The organism is Thioclava sp. (genome assembly GCF_048263065.1).
GTDB lineage: Bacteria > Pseudomonadota > Alphaproteobacteria > Rhodobacterales > Rhodobacteraceae > Thioclava.
Genome location: NZ_JBLXEM010000001.1, coordinates 1 through 17954, shown reverse-complemented (window position 1 = coordinate 17954; position 17954 = coordinate 1). Strand labels below are relative to the sequence as shown.

18 protein-coding genes are annotated in these 17954 nt (G+C 58.1%); 9 read left to right on the top strand and 9 right to left on the bottom strand.

Going from position 1 to position 17954, the window contains the following annotated elements; all coding sequences use genetic code 11:
* Positions 1-85 precede the first annotated feature (85 nt).
* Positions 86-1261, top strand: coding sequence for a MalY/PatB family protein (locus ACN0SD_RS00090; protein ID WP_417806181.1), 1176 nt, complete (start codon positions 86-88; stop codon positions 1259-1261).
* 59 nt (positions 1262-1320) lie between these two features.
* On the opposite strand, the gene ACN0SD_RS00085 is transcribed toward ACN0SD_RS00090, so the two are convergent.
* Positions 1321-1668 carry a hypothetical protein gene (locus tag ACN0SD_RS00085; protein ID WP_417806180.1) on the bottom strand — a complete coding sequence of 116 codons (348 nt, stop codon included), beginning with the start codon at positions 1666-1668 and terminating at the stop codon, positions 1321-1323.
* A 179-nt stretch (positions 1669-1847) separates the two neighbouring features.
* Between ACN0SD_RS00085 and ACN0SD_RS00080 the strand changes: the two genes are divergently transcribed.
* The 3 genes from ACN0SD_RS00080 to ACN0SD_RS00070 all read left to right on the top strand — a co-directional run bounded on the left by ACN0SD_RS00080 (position 1848) and on the right by ACN0SD_RS00070 (position 4479).
* Complete coding sequence (locus ACN0SD_RS00080; protein WP_417806179.1) at positions 1848-3014, top strand: lytic murein transglycosylase; 1167 nt, start codon at positions 1848-1850, stop codon at positions 3012-3014.
* A 120-nt stretch (positions 3015-3134) separates the two neighbouring features.
* Positions 3135-3893 carry a VacJ family lipoprotein gene (locus tag ACN0SD_RS00075; RefSeq protein WP_417806178.1) on the top strand — a complete coding sequence of 253 codons (759 nt, stop codon included), beginning with the start codon at positions 3135-3137 and terminating at the stop codon, positions 3891-3893.
* Positions 3850-4479: an MlaC/ttg2D family ABC transporter substrate-binding protein gene (locus ACN0SD_RS00070; protein WP_417806177.1), complete on the top strand. Its 630-nt coding sequence runs from the start codon at positions 3850-3852 to the stop codon at positions 4477-4479. Before ACN0SD_RS00075 ends, ACN0SD_RS00070 begins: the two co-directional genes overlap by 44 nt.
* Before the next feature lie 74 nt (positions 4480-4553).
* Here the strand turns inward: ACN0SD_RS00070 and ACN0SD_RS00065 are convergent, their stop codons facing one another.
* Positions 4554-6776 (bottom strand): transglycosylase domain-containing protein, encoded by a 2223-nt coding sequence (locus ACN0SD_RS00065; protein ID WP_417806176.1) that lies wholly within the window; start codon positions 6774-6776, stop codon positions 4554-4556.
* 272 nt (positions 6777-7048) lie between these two features.
* On the opposite strand from ACN0SD_RS00065, the gene ACN0SD_RS00060 reads away from it, so the two are divergent.
* Positions 7049-7387: a P-II family nitrogen regulator gene (locus tag ACN0SD_RS00060; protein WP_295534155.1), complete on the top strand. Its 339-nt coding sequence runs from the start codon at positions 7049-7051 to the stop codon at positions 7385-7387.
* Positions 7388-7411: 24 nt separating this feature from the next.
* Positions 7412-8755 carry an ammonium transporter gene (amt, locus tag ACN0SD_RS00055; protein WP_417806175.1) on the top strand — a complete coding sequence of 448 codons (1344 nt, stop codon included), beginning with the start codon at positions 7412-7414 and terminating at the stop codon, positions 8753-8755.
* Positions 8756-8829: 74 nt separating this feature from the next.
* Here amt and ACN0SD_RS00050 read toward each other — a convergent pair whose 3' ends face one another.
* From ACN0SD_RS00050 to smpB, 6 genes are all read right to left on the bottom strand, one after another.
* Positions 8830-10329, bottom strand: a complete 1500-nt coding sequence (locus ACN0SD_RS00050) for a DHA2 family efflux MFS transporter permease subunit (protein WP_417806746.1) — start codon at positions 10327-10329, stop codon at positions 8830-8832.
* Positions 10330-10416: 87 nt separating this feature from the next.
* A complete protein-coding gene (locus ACN0SD_RS00045; protein WP_417806174.1) occupies positions 10417-11541 on the bottom strand; it encodes an HlyD family secretion protein in 1125 nt (374 codons plus the stop codon).
* Positions 11534-11992, bottom strand: coding sequence for a MarR family winged helix-turn-helix transcriptional regulator (locus ACN0SD_RS00040; RefSeq protein WP_417806173.1), 459 nt, complete (start codon positions 11990-11992; stop codon positions 11534-11536). The genes ACN0SD_RS00045 and ACN0SD_RS00040 overlap by 8 nt, the downstream gene beginning before the upstream one ends.
* Positions 11993-12137: 145 nt before the next feature.
* Complete coding sequence (locus tag ACN0SD_RS00035) at positions 12138-13319, bottom strand: aromatic amino acid transaminase (RefSeq protein ID WP_417806172.1); 1182 nt, start codon at positions 13317-13319, stop codon at positions 12138-12140.
* The gene (gene sseA, locus ACN0SD_RS00030; protein WP_417806171.1) at positions 13319-14167 is read right to left on the bottom strand and encodes a 3-mercaptopyruvate sulfurtransferase; all 849 of its coding nucleotides are present in this window, start codon (positions 14165-14167) and stop codon (positions 13319-13321) included. Before sseA ends, ACN0SD_RS00035 begins: the two co-directional genes overlap by 1 nt.
* 88 nt (positions 14168-14255) lie before the next feature.
* Positions 14256-14729 carry an SsrA-binding protein SmpB gene (smpB, locus tag ACN0SD_RS00025; protein WP_417806170.1) on the bottom strand — a complete coding sequence of 158 codons (474 nt, stop codon included), beginning with the start codon at positions 14727-14729 and terminating at the stop codon, positions 14256-14258.
* A gap of 111 nt (positions 14730-14840) precedes the next feature.
* On the opposite strand from smpB, the gene ACN0SD_RS00020 reads away from it, so the two are divergent.
* Positions 14841-15302: an ion channel gene (locus ACN0SD_RS00020; RefSeq protein WP_417806169.1), complete on the top strand. Its 462-nt coding sequence runs from the start codon at positions 14841-14843 to the stop codon at positions 15300-15302.
* Positions 15303-15315: 13 nt separating this feature from the next.
* Here ACN0SD_RS00020 and ACN0SD_RS00015 read toward each other — a convergent pair whose 3' ends face one another.
* Positions 15316-15768, bottom strand: coding sequence for a DUF302 domain-containing protein (locus ACN0SD_RS00015; RefSeq protein ID WP_417806168.1), 453 nt, complete (start codon positions 15766-15768; stop codon positions 15316-15318).
* A 173-nt stretch (positions 15769-15941) separates the two neighbouring features.
* On the opposite strand from ACN0SD_RS00015, the gene msrP reads away from it, so the two are divergent.
* The gene (gene msrP / locus ACN0SD_RS00010; RefSeq protein WP_417806167.1) at positions 15942-16871 is read left to right on the top strand and encodes a protein-methionine-sulfoxide reductase catalytic subunit MsrP; all 930 of its coding nucleotides are present in this window, start codon (positions 15942-15944) and stop codon (positions 16869-16871) included.
* Entirely contained in the window at positions 16871-17476 is a 606-nt protein-coding gene (gene msrQ / locus ACN0SD_RS00005; RefSeq protein WP_417806166.1) for a protein-methionine-sulfoxide reductase heme-binding subunit MsrQ, read from the top strand. Before msrP ends, msrQ begins: the two co-directional genes overlap by 1 nt.
* Positions 17477-17954: the final 478 nt, after the last annotated feature.

Sequence of the window (17954 nt, the reverse complement as noted above, 5' to 3'; positions counted from 1 at the left end):
CGCGATTGTGAGGGGGACAAAACGGGGTTTGAACCTGACGGCGCGATTTGCTCATATGCCCGCGCAAAAAAGGAGAGCCACCAGCATGACCACGCCCAATTTCGACGAGATGATCGACCGTATCGGAACCCATTCGGCAAAGTGGGACGCGATGGAGGGGATTTACGGGGTTTCACCGCAAGAAGGGATCGCGATGTGGGTCGCCGACATGGATTTCCGCCCGCCTGCCTGTGTTCAGCGCGCGGTTGAGGCGATGGCGGCACATGGCGTCTACGGCTATTGGGGTGACAACAGCGCCTATCACGCCGCCATTCAGTGGTGGATGTCCAATCGCCACGGCTGGCAGGTTGAGCCCGAGTGGATTTTCACCACGCATGGTTTGGTGAATGGCACGGGGCTGTGCATCGACGGGTTTACCAAGCCCGGTGACGCGGTGGTATTGATGACGCCAGTTTATCATGCCTTCGCGCGAACCATCAAAGCGGCGGGGCGCGAGGTGCGGGAATGCTCGCTGGCGCTGGAAAATGGCCGCTACGAGATGGATTTCGACGCGTGGGACGCCCAGATGACGGGTAATGAAACGATGCTGATCCTGTGCTCGCCCCACAATCCCGGCGGGCGCGTCTGGAGCCAAGCGGACCTAGAAGCCACCGCCGCGTTCTGCTGCCGTCACGATCTGGTGCTGATCTCAGACGAAATCCACCACGATCTGGTGATGCCGGGTCACACCCATATTCCGATGCCCGTGGCTTGCCCTGATCAGCCAGTGGTGATGATGAGCGCGACGACGAAAAGCTTTAACATTGCAGGTACCCATTCGGGTAATGTGATTATCGCTGATCCCGCGCTGCGCGAACGTTTCGCGGCTCGCATGATGGCGCTGGGGATTTCGCCCAACAACTTCGGCTTGGCGATGGCGACTGCGGCTTACAGCCCGGAAGGTGCGGCATGGATCGACGCGCTCAAGACCTACCTTGATGGCAATCGCCAGATTTTTGATGCGGGCGTAAACGCGATTCCCGGCCTGCGCTCGATGCCGCTGGAGGCGACCTATCTGGCGTGGGTGGATTTTTCCGGTACCGGAATGGCAATTGCCGACTTCACCGCTCGGGTTGAGAAAGACGCGAAAATTGCGGCCAATCACGGCGAGACATTCGGGCAGGATGGCGCGAGTTTCTTGCGCTTCAATCTCGCGACACCGCGCGCGCGGGTGCAAGAGGCTGTTGATCGCTTGCAAGCGGCCTTTAGCGATCTACAATAATAAAAGGCGCCTCGAACGGGCGCCTTTTCTCAATGTTTTATACCGGATCGAGACCCGTCTCAGGCCTTCGTGAGATAGCCTGCAAGCTCGGGTTCGTCCGCGACGAAATCGAGCGGCGCGCGATCGCACACGGCGGTTTCGCGTTTGACGTTGCAGATCAACTCGCCTCCCGTGATCTCGGAGGCGACGATCAGGCAGGTCGCGATATGGGTTTGACCGTCATAGAGATCGACATAGCCGCGCAGATGCGTGACCTGATCGGCATCCAGCGCAAATCCGCCCTTGAAGCGGCGTAGCACCGGCCAAGCCGCGTCGCCCGCCAAAACGCGCAACCGAGTCGCTTTGCTTGCTGCGCGTTTTTGAGCCGCGCGTAACCCCTCAAGCACATCTTTCGGTAAGAATTCCATGACAGCCTCCCACAACTTCCCCAGCCTCTATGCTGATCACGCCAATGTAAAATTCAAGTTAACCATTTGTCCGATGCCATGCCGCACCTGCAAAGAGTGCCGTATTTGCAACGTCTTGGCTGTTGTCGGCTAAGTGAACGCGCGTTAGCCTCGAGGTGATTTAAAAAGAAAGTTCTCTCATGCGTGTGTCGATTCTTTTCCTTGGCCTCTCGCTTCTCGCCTCGCCCGTGGCGGCGCAATGCGGCGGTAGCTGGTCTGGTTTTCTCAGTGGTATTCGCAGCGAGATCCGCGCTGCCGGTTTAAGCGCGACGCAAGCGGATGCGTTTCTTGCCGGAGCGCGCCAGGATTCGAAAGTGCTGCGGGCTGACCGCGCGCAAGGCGTGTTTCGCAAGGACTTCCTGCAATTCTCCAGCGCTGTGATCAGTCAGAACCGCCTGACGAACGGGGCGCGCAATGCAAAGCGCTACAAATCCACCTTTGACCGGATTGAGCGCGAGTATGGCGTCTCGCGCGGGGTGCTTCTGGCATTCTGGGCACTTGAGACCGATTTCGGCCAAGTGCAGGGCGACTTCAACACCCGCAACGCTTTACTGACGCTGGCCCATGATTGCCGCCGCCCCGAGCTGTTCCGCCCGCAGGTGATTGCCGCGGCCAAGCTGTATCAGCGGGGCGATTTCGACCCACAACGAGAGAAGGGGGCCTGGGCCGGAGAGATCGGTCAGGTGCAAATGCTGCCCGAGGATATCTTGCGCAACGGAGTGGATGGCGATGGCGACGGCCATGTGCGGCTGAAAACTTCGGCGCCGGACGCGCTGATGTCCGGGGCCAAAATGCTTCGGGGGCTCGGTTGGCGCAAAGGCGAGCCATGGATGCAAGAGATTGTGCTGCCGGCCAATCTTGACTGGTCAAAAACCGGGCTGGACACGCAAGTCTCGACTGCCAGCTGGGCGCGGATGGGTGTGCGTGCGCGTAGTGGTAAACTGGCGCAGGGTTTGCCCGGATCGGTGCTGCTGCCAATGGGACGTAAAGGGCCAGCCTTTATGGTTTATTCCAATTTCCGCGTGCTGTTCGAGTGGAACAAAAGCTTTGTTTACGTCACCTCGGCGGCCTATTTCGCAACCCGACTTGAGGGAGCACCGCGCCTTGACCCTGGGCATCCCGATCCGGGGTTGAGTGCGTCGCAAATGTCGGCGCTACAACAAAAGCTGGCGCGTCGTGGCTATGATGTGGGCAAAATTGACGGGATTCTCGGGGCCAAAACGCGACCCGCAGTGCAAGCTGAACAAAAAAGACTGGGCCTGCCTGCCGATGCTTGGCCGACCAAAGCGCTGCTCAATTCCCTGTGAAATTGGGCCGCGCGGTAGCGGACTTCCCGACTTGCTCCGCCCTTTTCATTGCGAGCAAGCCCTGCGCAGACTATGTCAAACAGTGGAGCGTTGGACAGGACGCGTTTGAAGGGGGATAGGGTGACACGCAAAACCACGCATCGGTTGGGCTGGAGGTCTGTCGCTATCGTTGCACTGATCGCGACGGGGCTGGCAGGCTGTGGCCCTGCGCCGCGCGGCAGTGGCATCAATGACCCCTACGAGGCGTCCAACCGGAAAACCCACGAATTCAACAAACAGGTCGACAGTGCGCTGTTTCGCGCATCAGACGACAGCAGCAAGTCCGTCGGTCCAATCGGTCATGCGGTGGGCAATGTGGGCAATAATCTTGGCCTGCCCAGCAAGGTGCTCAACTCTATTTTGCAAGGTCGCCCCGAGCCTGCGATCAAGAACACGTTCCGTTTCTTGATCAATTCGACGGTGGGGCTGGGCGGAGTTTTCGATCCTGCCGGTGCCAGTTTATCGTTGCCCGAGAGCTATACCGATTTCGGAGAAACGCTGCATGTGTGGGGCGTGGGCGAGGGGACGTATCTGGAACTGCCGATCATCGGCCCCTCGACCGAGCGGGACGCGCTGGGCACAGTTGTCGATCTGCTGATTGACCCGCTCAACGCGCTGGATCCCGACCCCCGGCTGACGGCCATGGCGTTCCGATTGGGGGCTAGGGTCGAGACCCGCAAACAATACAGCGCGACGGTGGAATCAGTGCTGTATGATAGCGCCGACAGCTATGCACAAAGTCGGCTTCTATATCTGCAAAACCGGAGATTTGAACTCAATGGCGAGGAGAGAAACGATGCCGCAGCCTATGATCCCTATGACGATCCCGCGCTGCAATAGGCGCGCGGCTCTGCGCCTCGGGGTCGCGGGGGTAGCGCTGGCGCTGTTGCCGGGTCAGGCGCTAGCGCTTAATGATTCACAAGCCAAGGCTCTGATCCAGCGGGCGGTGAACGATGTGAATGCAGCGATCAGCTCGGGTAAGACCGGCCCTGCCCTGTATGCCCTGTTCGAGAAGATTTTTTCGAAATATGCGGATGTAAATGTCATCGCGCGCTCGGCGCTGGGCGTCGCGGCGCGCCAGGCGAGTCCGGCGCAAATGGCGGCGTTTACGCGCGCCTATCAAGGCTATCTGTCGCGCAAATATGGTAAGCGGTTCCGCGAGTTTATCGGTGCGCAATTCAAGGTGCAGGGCGCACGTCCGATCAAGAGTTTCTACGAGGTTAAAACCACCGCGATCCTGAAAGGTCAGGCCCCGTTCGAGGTGCTTTGGCAAGTCTCGGACCGTTCTGGTCAGGATAAGTTCTTCAACCTGATCGTGGAAGGCGTGAATATGCTGGCCTCGGAACGCACTGAGATCGGGGCGATGCTGGACCGCCGCCGCGGCAATATCGACGCGCTGATTCAAGATTTGAAAACGGCCGGCTAGCACGTCGTGCTATACGCAAATAGAAACGCCCGCCGATTTTGCCGGGCGTTTCTATATTTAGCGGTCATCAGCACTTAGTTTCGATTGCCTCCAAACACGCCCAACAGGCTTTTCAGGATCGAATCAGACGGGTTACGGCGTTGCGGCTGCGGCTGCGGCTGTTGTTGCTGCGGCTGCTGCGGGACTGTTTCGGTCATCTGACCCGCGCTTTGTGTATCGCCCGGATATTGCTGCACCTGTGCCTGCCAGTCCGAAGGCTGCGCCATCGGCAGCGGTTTTGCGGGCTGGCCGTCTTCCACGCGCTTCATCGTTTCGTGGAAAATTTCGGCCGGCAAGCCGCCGCCCGTAACGCCCTTAAGCGGCGTGTTGTCGTCATTGCCCATCCACACACCGACGACATAATCAGCCGTGAACCCGATGAACCACGCATCGCGCGAGCTTTGGGTCGTGCCCGTTTTTCCTGCGATCTCATAGCCTGGAATGTTGGCGCGCCCGCCGGTGCCATGCAGCACGACCTGACGCATCATATAGGTCAGCTCACGCGCAGATTTTTCCGAAATCACCCGTTCACCGATACCGCCGGGCTTGCTGAACAGGGGGTCGCCTTCGCCCTTCAGGGTCAGCGTGGTCAACCCGTAGGGCGTTACCGATGAACCACCATTCAAGATGCCCGCATAGGCACCGGTCATATCCAGTAGGTCCGATTCGCCCACCCCCAAAGCCACGGATGGCAGGTTCGGCAGATCTTGCGCAAACCCAAGCCCCTCAGCGACCTTGATGACATTTTCACGCCCCACCGCCTCAGAGACACGCACGGTCGCTACGTTCACCGAATGCTCAAGCGCGGTGGTCAGCGTGATCGGGCCGCTGAAGTTGCGCTCGTAATTGCGCGGCGTCCAATCGGGCGAGCCGGGCATCTTCACGGTGAGGGGCGCATCATCCACCATCGAATCGGGCGTGTAGCCCAGATCGAGCGCGGTGGCATAGACAAAGGGCTTGAACGTCGAGCCGGTTTGACGTTGCGCCATCGTCGCGTGGTTGAAAGCGCCAGTGACCTTGGTTGCGCGCCCGCCCACCATGCCACGCACGGCGCCATCGGCGGACATCACGACGATCGCCGCCTCGGCAGAACTTCCCTTTGAGACTTTATTGGTAAAGACCGATTGCATCGCGTCTTCGGCGGCGGATTGGATGCGCTGATCCAGCGTCGTGTGAATCACCACATCTTCGGTTGTGCCACGCGACAGGAAATCGGGGATCGTATCCATCAGCCAATCGGCGAAATAGCCCCCCGCACGGCGTTGCGCAGCCTCGCTAAGCGTGGCTGGGTTCGCCTTGGCATCCAGAAATTGCCGATCCGTCAGATAGCCCTGTTGATGCATCAGCGTCAGCACGGTTTCTGCGCGTGCTTGCGAACGCTCCAGATTGTTTGTGGGCGCGTAATAGCTTGGCGCTTTCAATAGGCCAGCCAGCATCGCGGCTTGCTGCGGGTTGTCATTGGCTGCCGAGATGCCGAAATAGCGTTCGGACGCGGCCTCAAATCCACGCGCGCCAGCGCCTAGATAGGCGCGGTTGAGATAGATCGAAAGCACCTGATCCTTGGTGTATTTCAGTTCCAGCGCGAACGCATAGGGCACTTCCTTGATCTTGCGCTTGAGTCCACCCGAGCGGCAGTCGTTCTCGTAAGCTGCCTCGTTCTTCCATTCCTTGGGATTGAACTTCACGCCAAGGCACAGAAGCTTTGCCACCTGCTGCGTGATTGTCGAACCGCCATTGCCCTGAAACGGCCCGCGCCCATCCTTGAGGTTGATCGCAATCGCCGAGGCGATGCCGCGTGGGCTGATACCGAAATGATGGTAAAACCGACGATCCTCGGTCGCGATTACTGCATCGCGCAGATAGGGCGAGACATTCTTGGCATCAATCAGCCCACCAAAGGTCTCACCGCGCCAGGCAAAGACCTTATTCTGATCGTCCAGCATCGTAACCGAGCCACGGGTGCGTCCATCCAGAAGTTTCGTGTATTCGGGCAGAGTCGAGTAGAAATACAGCGTCGCTGCCCCGACCACGAGCGCGATCACCATCGAAAAGCGCCAAAACGCGCCCCAGATTATGCGCAAGACAAACCGGACCATCCCCGCGATTGCACCAGCGATTCCGCCGCGCCGAGGTGGGCGCGACTTTCGCCCACGCGATTTGCGCGGCTTTGGCGTCTTTGAGGGGGTCGGGGTCTTTTTTGGCGTGGCATAGCGTTTATCCGCCACCAACGACCCGCGCCGTCCGCCCTTCTGTGTCATTTGCCTGTTCCGCTGCCTTGTTTTCGTTGCCCGCAATTTACACGCCGCTTCACAGGATGTGGACCCGAATAAAGTCACGTTTCGGTTTTACATGCTGCCTAAATTTAATGCGATGCGCCTAAAATGTATAATTTTTAGGCGGTTTCGTGGCTCCGCGTCCAATTCACCGACCTGTGTTTCCTTGTGCAGTCGCAGCGAAGCGGTCCTTCTGACGCCAGACGATGTCGTTCGTTTGCGGCATTGAGATGTGCGGAATCAGGAAGGGATGACAGGTGAAACTCATCATTGCAGCAATCAAGCCATTCAAGCTCGAGGAGGTGCGCGAAGCGCTCACCACCATCGGCGTGCGTGGCATGATGGTTACCGAGATTAAAGGCTTCGGCGCTCAGTCGGGGCATACGGAAATCTATCGCGGCGCGGAATACGCCGTGAACTTCGTGCCTAAGGTCAAGCTCGAAATCGTCGTCGCCGACGGTCTGGCTGATGAGGTCGTCGATACGATCCTGAAAGCCGCCAAGACCGACAAAATCGGTGATGGCAAAATCTTCGTTCTCGATGTGGGGCAAGCGGTGCGCGTGCGCACGGGCGAAACCAATGACGACGCGCTCTGAGACGCGACAGGGGAAAGTAGGACTATGAAAAACCTTTCGAAAATTACGGGTCTTGCGGCGGTTCTCGCTGCTGTGGCGCTGCCCGCGCTTGCCCAAGACGCGGCACCTGCCGCACCCGCCGCAATGGATCCGCCGGCCAATGAGATCGGCTTTATCCTGAACACCTTCATGTTCCTCGTCACGGGTTTCCTCGTGATGTGGATGGGGGCCGGGTTCTCGATGCTCGAAGCGGGCCTCGTGCGCTCTAAGAACGTTGCGATGCAGTCGCTCAAGAACGTCTCGCTCTTCGCGATTGCTGCGATCATGTACTATTTGATCGGCTATAACCTGATGTATCCGGGCGACGGCTGGTCGATTGATGGCGTATTGGGTGCCTTCTCGACGACCTCGCTGGAACCTGTCGGCGTAGGCGCTGACTCGGTTGACCTGACCTATGCATCGGTCGGTTCGGACTTCTTCTTTCAGTTGATGTTCTGTGCCACCACGGCGTCGATCGTGTCGGGCTCTTTGGCAGAGCGTATCAAATTGTGGCCGTTCCTGATCTTCACCGTGATCCTGACTGGATTCATCTACCCTATCCAAGCTTCGTGGAAGTGGGGCGGTGGTTTCTTGGATGCTGATTTCGGGTTCCTCGACTTTGCAGGCTCGACGGTTGTGCACTCGGTCGGTGGTTGGGCAGCATTGGCTGGCGCGCTAATCCTTGGGCCGCGTATCGGCAAGTATAAGGATGGCAAAGTCCACCCGATGCCGGGTTCAAACCTGACACTTGCGACGCTTGGTACGTTTATCCTGTGGCTGGGTTGGTTCGGCTTTAACGGTGGTTCGCAGCTTTATATGAACTCGGTGGGCAACGTTGCAGACATCTCGCGCATCTTCGCCAATACCAACACGGCAGCGGCTGGTGGTGCGATTGCAGCCTTGGTCATGACCCAACTTCTGTATAAAAAGCCAGATCTGACGATGGTGCTGAACGGCGCGCTGGCGGGTCTTGTGTCGATCACCGCAGAACCGCTGACGCCGAGCCTTGGCGCAGCAACTATCATCGGCGCCATCGGCGGTATCATCGTGGTCTTGCTGGTTCCGATGCTCGACAAGCTGAAAATCGACGATGTTGTCGGCGCGATTCCGGTTCACCTTGGCGCTGGTATCTGGGGCACCCTTGCGGTTCCGATCACCAACCCAGACGGTACCTTCTACGGCCAGATTGTTTCGATCATCATTGTTGGCGTGTTTGTCTTCGTGGTCTCGACGGTCATCTGGTTCATTCTCAAGTCGACGATGGGTATCCGCGCTCCGGCTGAAGACGAGCTGATGGGCTTGGATAAGGCGGAACTGGGTATGGAAGCTTATCCGGAATTCACCAACTGATCTGAGCGATCACAGAAATGCGAAAAGGCCCGGAGATTGTTCCGGGCCTTTTTACGTTCTCAGTGACGGTGGCGTTATTCCATCACGGGCGCAGCTTCTTGCTTGCCTTGGGCCGGGGTGGAATAATCTGGTTTGCGCAGGAAAACCACCAGCGGGATCGCAGCGATCGTGATCCACATCATGAACCTGAAGTCATCAAGATAAGCGATCATTGCCGCTTGTTGTGTGGTGAGGTTATCAAGCACTTGATAGACCGCAGTCTGGCCATATTTCGCCAGCGAAGAACTGCCCGAGGACAGCCCTTGCAGGTTCTGCGGGTTTATCCCCGATGCCAGTTCGGAATGGTTCACCGCGATCATATGGGTCAGCAGCGCCGTCACGATCGAAATCCCGATCGACGAGCCTATATTGCGCACAAGGCTGAACAGCGCCGTCCCATCGCCGCGATATTTCTGATCGAGCGTGGCAAAGGCAAGCGTCGTAATTGGCACAAAGACCGAGCCCAGTCCAAAGCCCTGAACGACCCCGGATAGGATGATCCATTTCGGCCCCATCAAAGGCGAGAAGGTGGACATCATATAGAGCGAATAGGCGGTCAGCGACAGCCCGAGCACCACGAGCAGACGCAAATCGACATACTTCACCAACCGCCCAATCACCAGCATCATGATCATCGCGCCCACTCCTCGCGGGGACATCACCAACCCGGTCGTGAGGGTCGGATAGCCAAAGATCCCTGACAGCATTGGCGGCAGCAGCGCTAGCGAGGCCAGCAAGACGATCCCGACGATGAAGATAAAGATCAGGCCCATCGACAAGTTGCGATCAAGGAACATCCGCGGATCGAGGAAGGGCTTCTCAGTGCCCAAGATCCAAATCACAAAGACCCAAAATCCGCAGATCGACAGGGCGAGTTCGATCCAGATCTCAAGCGATGAGAACCAATCCAAATCCGAACCCCGATCAAGCATTAACTGCAACGCTCCGATCCCCAAGGCGAGGGCGGCGAAGCCGAAGAAATCGAACTTGATCTTGCGCTTAGGCATCTCGGGCAAGAACATTGACGCCCCCACAATCGCGATCATGCCGAGCGGTACGTTGATATAAAACACCCAACGCCAGTTGAGCGTTTCCGTCAAATAGCCGCCCAGCGTCGGTCCGATGATCGGCCCCAGCATGATGCCCGCGCCGAACATCGCCATCGCTTGCCCGTGGCGTTCACGCGGGTTGATATCGAGCATGAAGTTTTGCGCTAAAGGCACGATTGCCGCGCCGAAAACGCCCTGAACCAGACGAAACGCCACCATCGTATTGAGCGACCAAGCAACGCCACACAGCATCGAAAAAATCACGAATCCGACGACCGAAACCATGAAGATCTCGCGTCGACCGAATTGGTTTGCCAACCAGCCTGACATCGGCGTGACGATTGCAGCAGCTACAATGTAGGACGTCAGCACCCAGTTGATCGTGTCACGCGACGCGCCCAGATCGGCCCGCATGTCAGGCAACGCCACGTTGGCGATGGTCGTATCAAGCACCTGCATGATCACTGCCAGCATCAGCGAGGCCATGATCAGCCCGCGATGGGGCACGTTGTGGGGGTCGATGGCCTTGGGCTGTTTAGCTTCGGGGCTATCGGTGGCAACCTCGGCCATGGCTTATTGCCCCTGATTTGCGAGCGCGGCCTGCGCCTTGTTGCCCATCAGTTGATCAAGGTTTGACTTGGTATTGGTATCCACCCTCACCTCTGCCGACAGGCCCGCGCGCAACCCCGTGAGGTCCGAGCCGTTTGCCAGCCGCAATCGCACGGGCACGCGCTGGGTTACTTTCACCCAGTTGCCGGTCGCATTTTGCGCAGGCAGGATCGAGAACTCGGCCCCTGTCCCCGCGCCCACGGCCTCGACTGTCGCGTCATATTTGCGTCCGGGGAAGGCGTCGAAGGAAACTTTCGCGGACTGCCCTGCACTAATATGCGTCAACTCGGTCTCTTTGAAATTCGCGATCACCCAGACATCAGAGGTATCAACCAAGGTGAATACGCTGGAGCCGGCACTGACCATCTCGCCGGATTTGAACGAGGCGGCTTGGTAGATGACACCATCGGTTGGTGCGTAAATCTCGGTTTGCAAGAGGTTGTATTTCGCGTCGTTGACGGCCGCGATGGCGGCTTTCACCGAGGGGTGATCTTCGACCGCGATATTGGGGTCGCCATCAAGCGCAACCTTGGCGGAGGCGACCTTTTGCTGGGCCGAAGCGAGCGTGTCGATCGCGGCCTGCGTTTTGGTGCGTTGCGCATCCAGCGAAGTGCGGCTCGTCGTACCGCTCGCCGTCAGGCTTTCCTGACGCACAAGCTGCTTTTTCTCGTAATCCGCATTGTCGGCGGCTTGCTTTTCATCGGCTACCGCCGCCTTGTAAGCCGCGCGCAGCTGTTCAACCTGAAGCTTGGCCGTCGAAAGCCCGGCCTCTGCCTTGGCGAGGGCCAGTTCGTAGGGCTTCTTGTCTAGAACGAACAGCGGATCGCCCTTTTTGACATGCTCGTTTTCCGAAACGAACACTTTCGTCACACGTCCCGAAATTTGCGTTGCCACTGGGATTCGCGCCATCTGGTAATTGGCGTTCGCAGTGGTCTCGGAGCCGCCCGAGCTAAGCCAGTACCAAGCGCCGCCCAGCACGATGAGGGCGGGCACAAGAATCAGCAGCCATGCTTTCGGCCCCTTTTTCTCTTTCTTCTTGGTGCCTTGCCCACCGGTCTGGGTGTCTTTTTTTGCTGCTTCGTTACTCATGTTGGGCCTCGGAACTCTGGGAGGGGCTCTCCTCATCGGAGAGATTTTCGATAATCTTGTGAAGGGAACTCATGACCTGTTTGACCGCGCGGTCTGACAGGCCGTTGAGGGCTTTGGCGTAAATGGCTTCGGCGATGTCATGCGCCTCTTCAAAGGCGGCACGGGACTTTGCCGTGGGATGGATCAGCTTGACGCGCCGGTCGTTGCAATCGTTCTTGCGCAGCACCCAATCGGCCTCTTCCATGCGATCCACCAAGCGCGAAACCGAGATCGGTTCGATTTCCAGCAGCTCGGCCAGACGCGCCTGCGCCAGCGGCCCTTCGCGCTTGAGATAGACCAAGAGACGCCATTGCGCGGTGGTCAACCCCAGCTCATTTGCGCGCTTTTCAAAGCGACGCCGGATCAGCCGGGTCGCGTCATGCATTAAGAAACCGAGACTTTGTTCGGACATCGTAGACTCCGGTCGACGAGAAATATCGTAAGCTCTTACATTATAAGCTTGCTTACTAAATCAAGGGTAAATCGCAAAAAACGAAATAAAAAGACGGAAACCCGATGGGTTCCCGTCTTAAACGGTCTCGATTGGCGCTGTTTCCTTAGACGCCCGCGTCGATCAGCGCACGCGCCAGTAGCGGAACAGATTTCTCGTTCAGCCCTGCGATGTTGATGCGCGAATCGCCCACCATGTAGATCGCGTTTTCCGCTTTCATCTTGGCGACTTGCTCGGGGGTCGCACCAAGGCGCGAGAACATGCCGCGATGCTCGGCCACGAAATCAAAGCGATCCGAGTTCGACAGGCGCCGCAGCTCATCGGCAAGCTGCTTGCGCAGGCTCAACATACCGGTGCGAACGTCTTCCAGTTCGGCCTCCCATTCCGCGCGCAGCGCCGGATCGGTAAGCACCCGCGTGACCAGCGCCTGCCCGTGATAGGGCGGAAAGGAATAGGTCTGGCGGTTGAGGTAGGACAGCACGTCTTGCGTGACCGCTTGCGTCGCCGGATCGCCCAGCACCATCAGGCATCCGGTGCGCTCACGGTAAATCCCGAAGTTCTTGGAACAAGAGGCCGCGATCAGCACCTCGGGCAGGCGCGACGCGATCAGACGGGTGCCTGCTGCGTCTTCCTCCAGACCGTCGCCAAAACCCTGATAGGCGAGGTCGATCATCGGCACGGCACCGGTCGCTTCGAGCAGATCAGCGACTTTGCCCCACTGATCAAGCGTCAGGTTCGCGCCGGTAGGGTTGTGACAGCAGCCGTGCAGCAGCACGATGTCGCCTTTTTTGACGCCTTTTAGGTCCGCCATCATCGAGTCGAAATCGACGCTGCGGCTGTCGGCATCGAAATAGCGATAGGGTTTGAACGCCTGCCCCATGAAGTTCAGGATCGACAGGTGGTTCGGCCACGTCGGGTCCGACACCCAAACCGTCGCGCCTTCGCTGGCCATGCGCGCCAGTTCAAACCCCATCCGGCACGCGCCGGTGCCGCCCACGGTGGACAGACAAGACAGACGGTCGGCCGGATAGTCTTTGCCCAACACCATTTCGGCCATCGCGGCGTGAAACTCGGGCTGGCCTGCAAGACCTGCGTAGGATTTCGTGGTCTCGTTGTCCCAGACCTGCTTTTCAGCTTTGTGCACGGCGGTCATGATCGGGGTGTGGCCGCTGGCGTCTTTATAGACGCCGACGCCCAAGTCGACCTTGTTGTCACGCGGATCGGCGCGATATTCGCCCATCAGCGCCAGAATTTTGTCGGGCGCTTGCGCTTTGAGATTATTCAGCATCATGCTTCTCCGGTTGCGACCTTGAGGTCGTTATACATGCCCCATTCCGCCCAAGCGCCATCATAGACAGCCCAGTCAGACTTGCCCGTCAGTTCCAGCGCGAAGGCCAGCAAAGCGGCGTTCACGCCCGACCCGCAGGTGGTGATTGCAGGCTTGGTCAAATCGACGCCCGCACCCTCGAAAATTGTGCGCAGAGCGTCGGGGGATTTCATCTTTCCATCGCTCAGCAATGCGTCCCATGGGACGTTTTTCGAACCGGGGATATGGCCCTTGCGCAGATTGGGGCGGGGCTCTTCGTCTTGGCCAATGAAACGACCATGTGCGCGCGCGTCGATGATCTCGTGATCGCCAAGCTTGGAGGCATGGGCCACTTGCGTCACGTCCTTTACCAGACCCGACTGGCGCTGCACCGTCATGTGACGATCGCGTACCATCGGGGGCATATCTTCAAGCGGGCGGCCCTCGGCCTCCCATTTCGGCAAGCCACCGTCGAGCACGGCCACATCGGTCTTGCCCATCAGCCGGAACAACCACCACACACGCGGCGCGGAAAACACCGAATGCTGGTCATAGATAACGACCTGATGGCCATCACCCACCCCCATCGCACGCATCCGCGAGATGAACTTTTCGGTCGGTGGCGCCATATGCGGCAATTCCGAGCGGTTGTCGGCGATATCGTCGATATCAAAGAAGCGCGCGCCGGGAATATGTTTGGCGTCATAGGTGGCTTTTGCATCCAGACCCATCTGGGGCAGGAACCACGAGCCATCCAAAATCCGCAGATCGGGATCATTCAGATGGGTGGCAAGCCAGTCCGTCGATACGAGCGTTTTCGGGTCATCCATCGCGTTGCGCCTCTCTATACCGGTCAGAGTTGATTAGACTCAGCACAACCGGGGACGCAAGGGCAGGGTGGGTAAAACCCGCTCGTGATCACTGATTCTGCTTGAGCAGTCGCTGCTTTTGTCTGTTCCAGTCGCGCTTGGCCTCGGTTTCGCGCTTGTCTGCCTGCTTTTTACCCTTGGCGATGCCGATCAGCAGCTTGGCGATGCCCTTGTCATTGAAATACATCTTGAGCGGCACGATGGTCATGCCCTCGCGTTGGGTGGCATTCCACAGCCGGGCCAATTCGCGTTTAGAAACCAGCAGCTTGCGCTTGCGCCGTTCTTCATGGCCGAAATGCCCCGCCTGCATGTAGGCCGCGATATAGCTGTTGATCAGCCACAGCTCGCCATCTTCGACCGAGGCATAGCTTTCAGCGATATTGGTTTGGCCGGTGCGCAGGCTTTTCACCTCGGAGCCATACAGCATGATCCCCGCCTCGAGCGTATCCTCGACGGCGTAGTGATAGCGGGCCTGCCGGTTTTCGGCGATCAGCTTGGAGTTGGGATCAGAATGTTTTTTCATGGTCGCCCCGAGATAGGGCTTGGGCTGCGCCGTGTCCAGTGCGGCACTGCTGCGCTTGACGCGAGAGGGGCTGCGCGCCTAGCTGTGCCCGTTGAAGTTGAAAGGGTTATCATGCTGCACCAGATCGCTATCGGATCGCTGATGATGCTGATCACGGTGTCCTTTGCTGCGACGACAGCCTGGGCGCTGGAGGCGATGTTTGTGCGTTCCGCCCGCTGGCTGATGCGCGAGCCCCACGGGCCAAAGATGTTACTTCTGGTGATGGCGTCCGCGTTATGGGCGCTGGGGATGGTGACGGCCAGCGTCTGGGCCTGGGCGATTTGCTTTCGCCTGCTCGATATTTTCCACACGATGGAAGAGGCCGTCTACTTTGCGCTCGTTGTCTATACGACGCTGGGCTATGGCGACATTCTCCTCAGCCATGACTGGCGCATCTTAGGCGGGATGGCGGCGGCGAACGGGCTGCTCAATATCGGGTTTCTCACCGCGATGATGGTGGAGACCCTGCGCCAGACCCGCAAAAGTCAGATCGAGGCGCGCAGGCTCAAGGCATATTCCAACCTACACCTGTGAGCTGCGCCTTCATTCAGTCGATCATCAACGCCTCTTTGACGATGCCCGTCAGCATATCGGTGACCGGGTCCATCGAGCCTTTGGGATAGTCGCGAAAGCCCACCGTGATCTCGCCGGGGTTTTCGGGCGTCTCGTATACGAAGATCGTGTAGGGGCAATATTGCACGTTGGTGATGTCGCTTGTCATCACCTCGCGCGATACCTTGGCCGAGCAGAACGAAAAGATATCCGCGCCGGTGAACAGCGTTTTGGTCGCGCCGACCGCATCTTTGGTGCGCTCCAGCATGTTGCCGGTATGGCTGACGTGATCGACCACAAGTCCCGCCCCGACGATAGCGTTTTCCACCGCGAAGGTGACGTTCTCAAAGCTGTCCTCAGCCGTCCAAGTATGCGCCTCTTGGGCAGACGCGATCTGTGCCCCCATCAAAACTGTTGCCGCCAATGCGACGCCGATCAGTCGTTTCATCTGTGTCTCCCTTATCTTCCACACCGCCAACGCATTCGGGCGTCCGGTGATCCAAACCCAAGTGTGGCGCGTATTTTTCTCTATGCCTAGGGGTAACAATGTCACCCCCATTTCCGAAAAGGGATGCGTAAGGCACGGTACGCACCCATATTGTGTGCATATAGGAGGTATCCATGCGCAAGATCAGACCCGGTGACCCGACGTGGGCCGATGTAACCCCGAAGGCCGATTTCCTGAACCGACGCCAGATTATGGCTGGGGCTGGCGCATTGGCGCTGGGCACGATTGCGGGGCCGGCCTTGGCCAAGATCGCCGCCAAGCCATCGAAATACTCGACCGATGCCGCACCCAATTCGCTTAAGGACGTCACGAACTACAACAATTTCTATGAATTTGGTTGGGACAAGACAGATCCCGCAGCCTATTCAAAACAGCTTGTGACCGACCCGTGGTCGATTGAGATCGACGGTCTAGTGGATAAGCCCGGCAATTACGCGCTGGACGACATTCTCAAGCCGGTGACGCTGGAACAGCGCATCTATCGTTTCCGCTGTGTCGAAGCGTGGTCGATGGTCGTGCCGTGGATCGGGTTTGAACTGGCCGATTTGCTGAACCGCGTGGGCGTGCAGCCCGGCGCGAAATATGTCGCGATGCAAACCTTGCTGCGCCCATCGCAAATGCCGGGGCAAAAGCAGGGCGGCATCGACTGGCCCTATGTCGAGGGGCTGCGGATCGACGAGGCGATGAACCCGCTGACGATTCTCGCGACAGGTCTTTATGATGAAGATATGCCTAATCAGAACGGCGCCCCTATTCGCTTGATCGTGCCGTGGAAATACGGGTTCAAGTCGATCAAAAGCATCGTGAAGATCACGCTGACCGACAAGATGCCGCGCACCACGTGGAATCAGCTTCAGCCGCGCGAATATGGGTTTTATGCCAACGTGAACCCCAAGGTGGATCACCCGCGCTGGTCGCAGGCAACCGAGCGGCGCGTGGGCGCAGGGCTATTTGCGGGGCGCGAGCCGACCTTGATGTTCAACGGCTATGAAGACGAGGTGGCAGGTCTTTATTCCGGCATGGACCTGCGAAAGAACTACTGATGAGTATGGTTGGCCTGTCTACCCCGATAAACGGGGCGCTGCGGCGCGTGCCGAGCTGGGTCGTGTATCTGGCCGGACTGATTCCGCTGGCTTGGGTCGTCTATCTCACCTTCACCGGCGGTATCGGCGTCGATCCGGTAAAGGGAATCGAGCATCGCCTCGGCAAGATTGCACTGTGGTTCCTAGTGGGTGGTCTCGCGATCACCCCCGCGCGGCGTTGGCTGGGCCTGAACCTGATCCGCTATCGTCGCGCGGTAGGCTTGCTCGCATTCTTCTATATAGCGTTGCACCTTTCTGCTTGGGCGGTGCTCGATATGGGGATGCTGTGGGCGCAGGCCTTGGCGGATCTGGTAAAGCGCCGCTACCTGCTGCTGGGAATCAGCGCTTTCATATTGCTGATTCCGCTCGCACTGACGTCGAATAACGCCTCAATCCGAAAGCTGGGGCGCAATTGGCGTAGGCTCCATTGGCTAGTTTACCCCGCCGTGATGCTGGGCGTAGTGCATTATCTGCTCCAGATGAAGGTGATATCGACCGAAGGCTGGCTATGGCTGACAGCGGTTTTGGCCCTTTTGGCGCTGCGATTGGTGCCCAAATCCCGTTGACCCAGCGGCACAACGAGTCAGACGTTTCGCGGAATCGGGTGATTTGCGAAATATTATTGCGGAAGGGACGTTTTCATCCGCTTGATCAAAGAAATTGACCTATAATTATTGTGTAAAATCAATTGCATGACAGGTTTTCGACGGAAATGTGCAAGTTTTCCGAAAAAGACGCTTGCGGACCTTGGGCACTATCCGTAGAAACCCCCTCACCGAAGCAGCGAACAACACTGCAACGGTCGCCGGAAGCGCCGCAAGGCACTGAAAAGCGAAGGAAAATTTGGAGTTAAGGTTGGCAGGTAGCGCCCCAAGAGATTGAGGTGTCGCCGGTTAGTTTTGTCTCCGCGCTCTTTGAAATTGTTATTTATCTGAAGAGATATGTGGGCGGTTTGGTCATTCGACTAGGATCGTTGCATATCGGCTCATTAGGATTTCGGTCCGATGATATGAGTGTCAGCTTCACTGTTTGTCGGTTCACGCA

Bases quoted from the DNA above. Each gene is read 5' to 3' on its own strand.
- ACN0SD_RS00090 (WP_417806181.1), top strand. From the start codon at position 86: ATGACCACGCCCAATTTCGACGAGATGATCGACCGTATCGGAACCCAT.
- ACN0SD_RS00085 (WP_417806180.1), bottom strand. From the start codon at position 1,668: ATGGAATTCTTACCGAAAGATGTGCTTGAGGGGTTACGCGCGGCTCAA.
- ACN0SD_RS00080 (WP_417806179.1), top strand. From the start codon at position 1,848: ATGCGTGTGTCGATTCTTTTCCTTGGCCTCTCGCTTCTCGCCTCGCCC.
- ACN0SD_RS00070 (WP_417806177.1), top strand. From the start codon at position 3,850: ATGCCGCAGCCTATGATCCCTATGACGATCCCGCGCTGCAATAGGCGC.
- ACN0SD_RS00065 (WP_417806176.1), bottom strand. From the start codon at position 6,776: ATGACACAGAAGGGCGGACGGCGCGGGTCGTTGGTGGCGGATAAACGC.
- amt (WP_417806175.1), top strand. From the start codon at position 7,412: ATGAAAAACCTTTCGAAAATTACGGGTCTTGCGGCGGTTCTCGCTGCT.
- ACN0SD_RS00050 (WP_417806746.1), bottom strand. From the start codon at position 10,329: ATGGCCTCGCTGATGCTGGCAGTGATCATGCAGGTGCTTGATACGACC.
- ACN0SD_RS00045 (WP_417806174.1), bottom strand. From the start codon at position 11,541: ATGAGTAACGAAGCAGCAAAAAAAGACACCCAGACCGGTGGGCAAGGC.
- ACN0SD_RS00040 (WP_417806173.1), bottom strand. From the start codon at position 11,992: ATGTCCGAACAAAGTCTCGGTTTCTTAATGCATGACGCGACCCGGCTG.
- ACN0SD_RS00035 (WP_417806172.1), bottom strand. From the start codon at position 13,319: ATGCTGAATAATCTCAAAGCGCAAGCGCCCGACAAAATTCTGGCGCTG.
- sseA (WP_417806171.1), bottom strand. From the start codon at position 14,167: ATGGATGACCCGAAAACGCTCGTATCGACGGACTGGCTTGCCACCCAT.
- smpB (WP_417806170.1), bottom strand. From the start codon at position 14,729: ATGAAAAAACATTCTGATCCCAACTCCAAGCTGATCGCCGAAAACCGG.
- ACN0SD_RS00020 (WP_417806169.1), top strand. From the start codon at position 14,841: ATGCTGCACCAGATCGCTATCGGATCGCTGATGATGCTGATCACGGTG.
- ACN0SD_RS00015 (WP_417806168.1), bottom strand. From the start codon at position 15,768: ATGAAACGACTGATCGGCGTCGCATTGGCGGCAACAGTTTTGATGGGG.
- msrP (WP_417806167.1), top strand. From the start codon at position 15,942: ATGCGCAAGATCAGACCCGGTGACCCGACGTGGGCCGATGTAACCCCG.
- msrQ (WP_417806166.1), top strand. From the start codon at position 16,871: ATGAGTATGGTTGGCCTGTCTACCCCGATAAACGGGGCGCTGCGGCGC.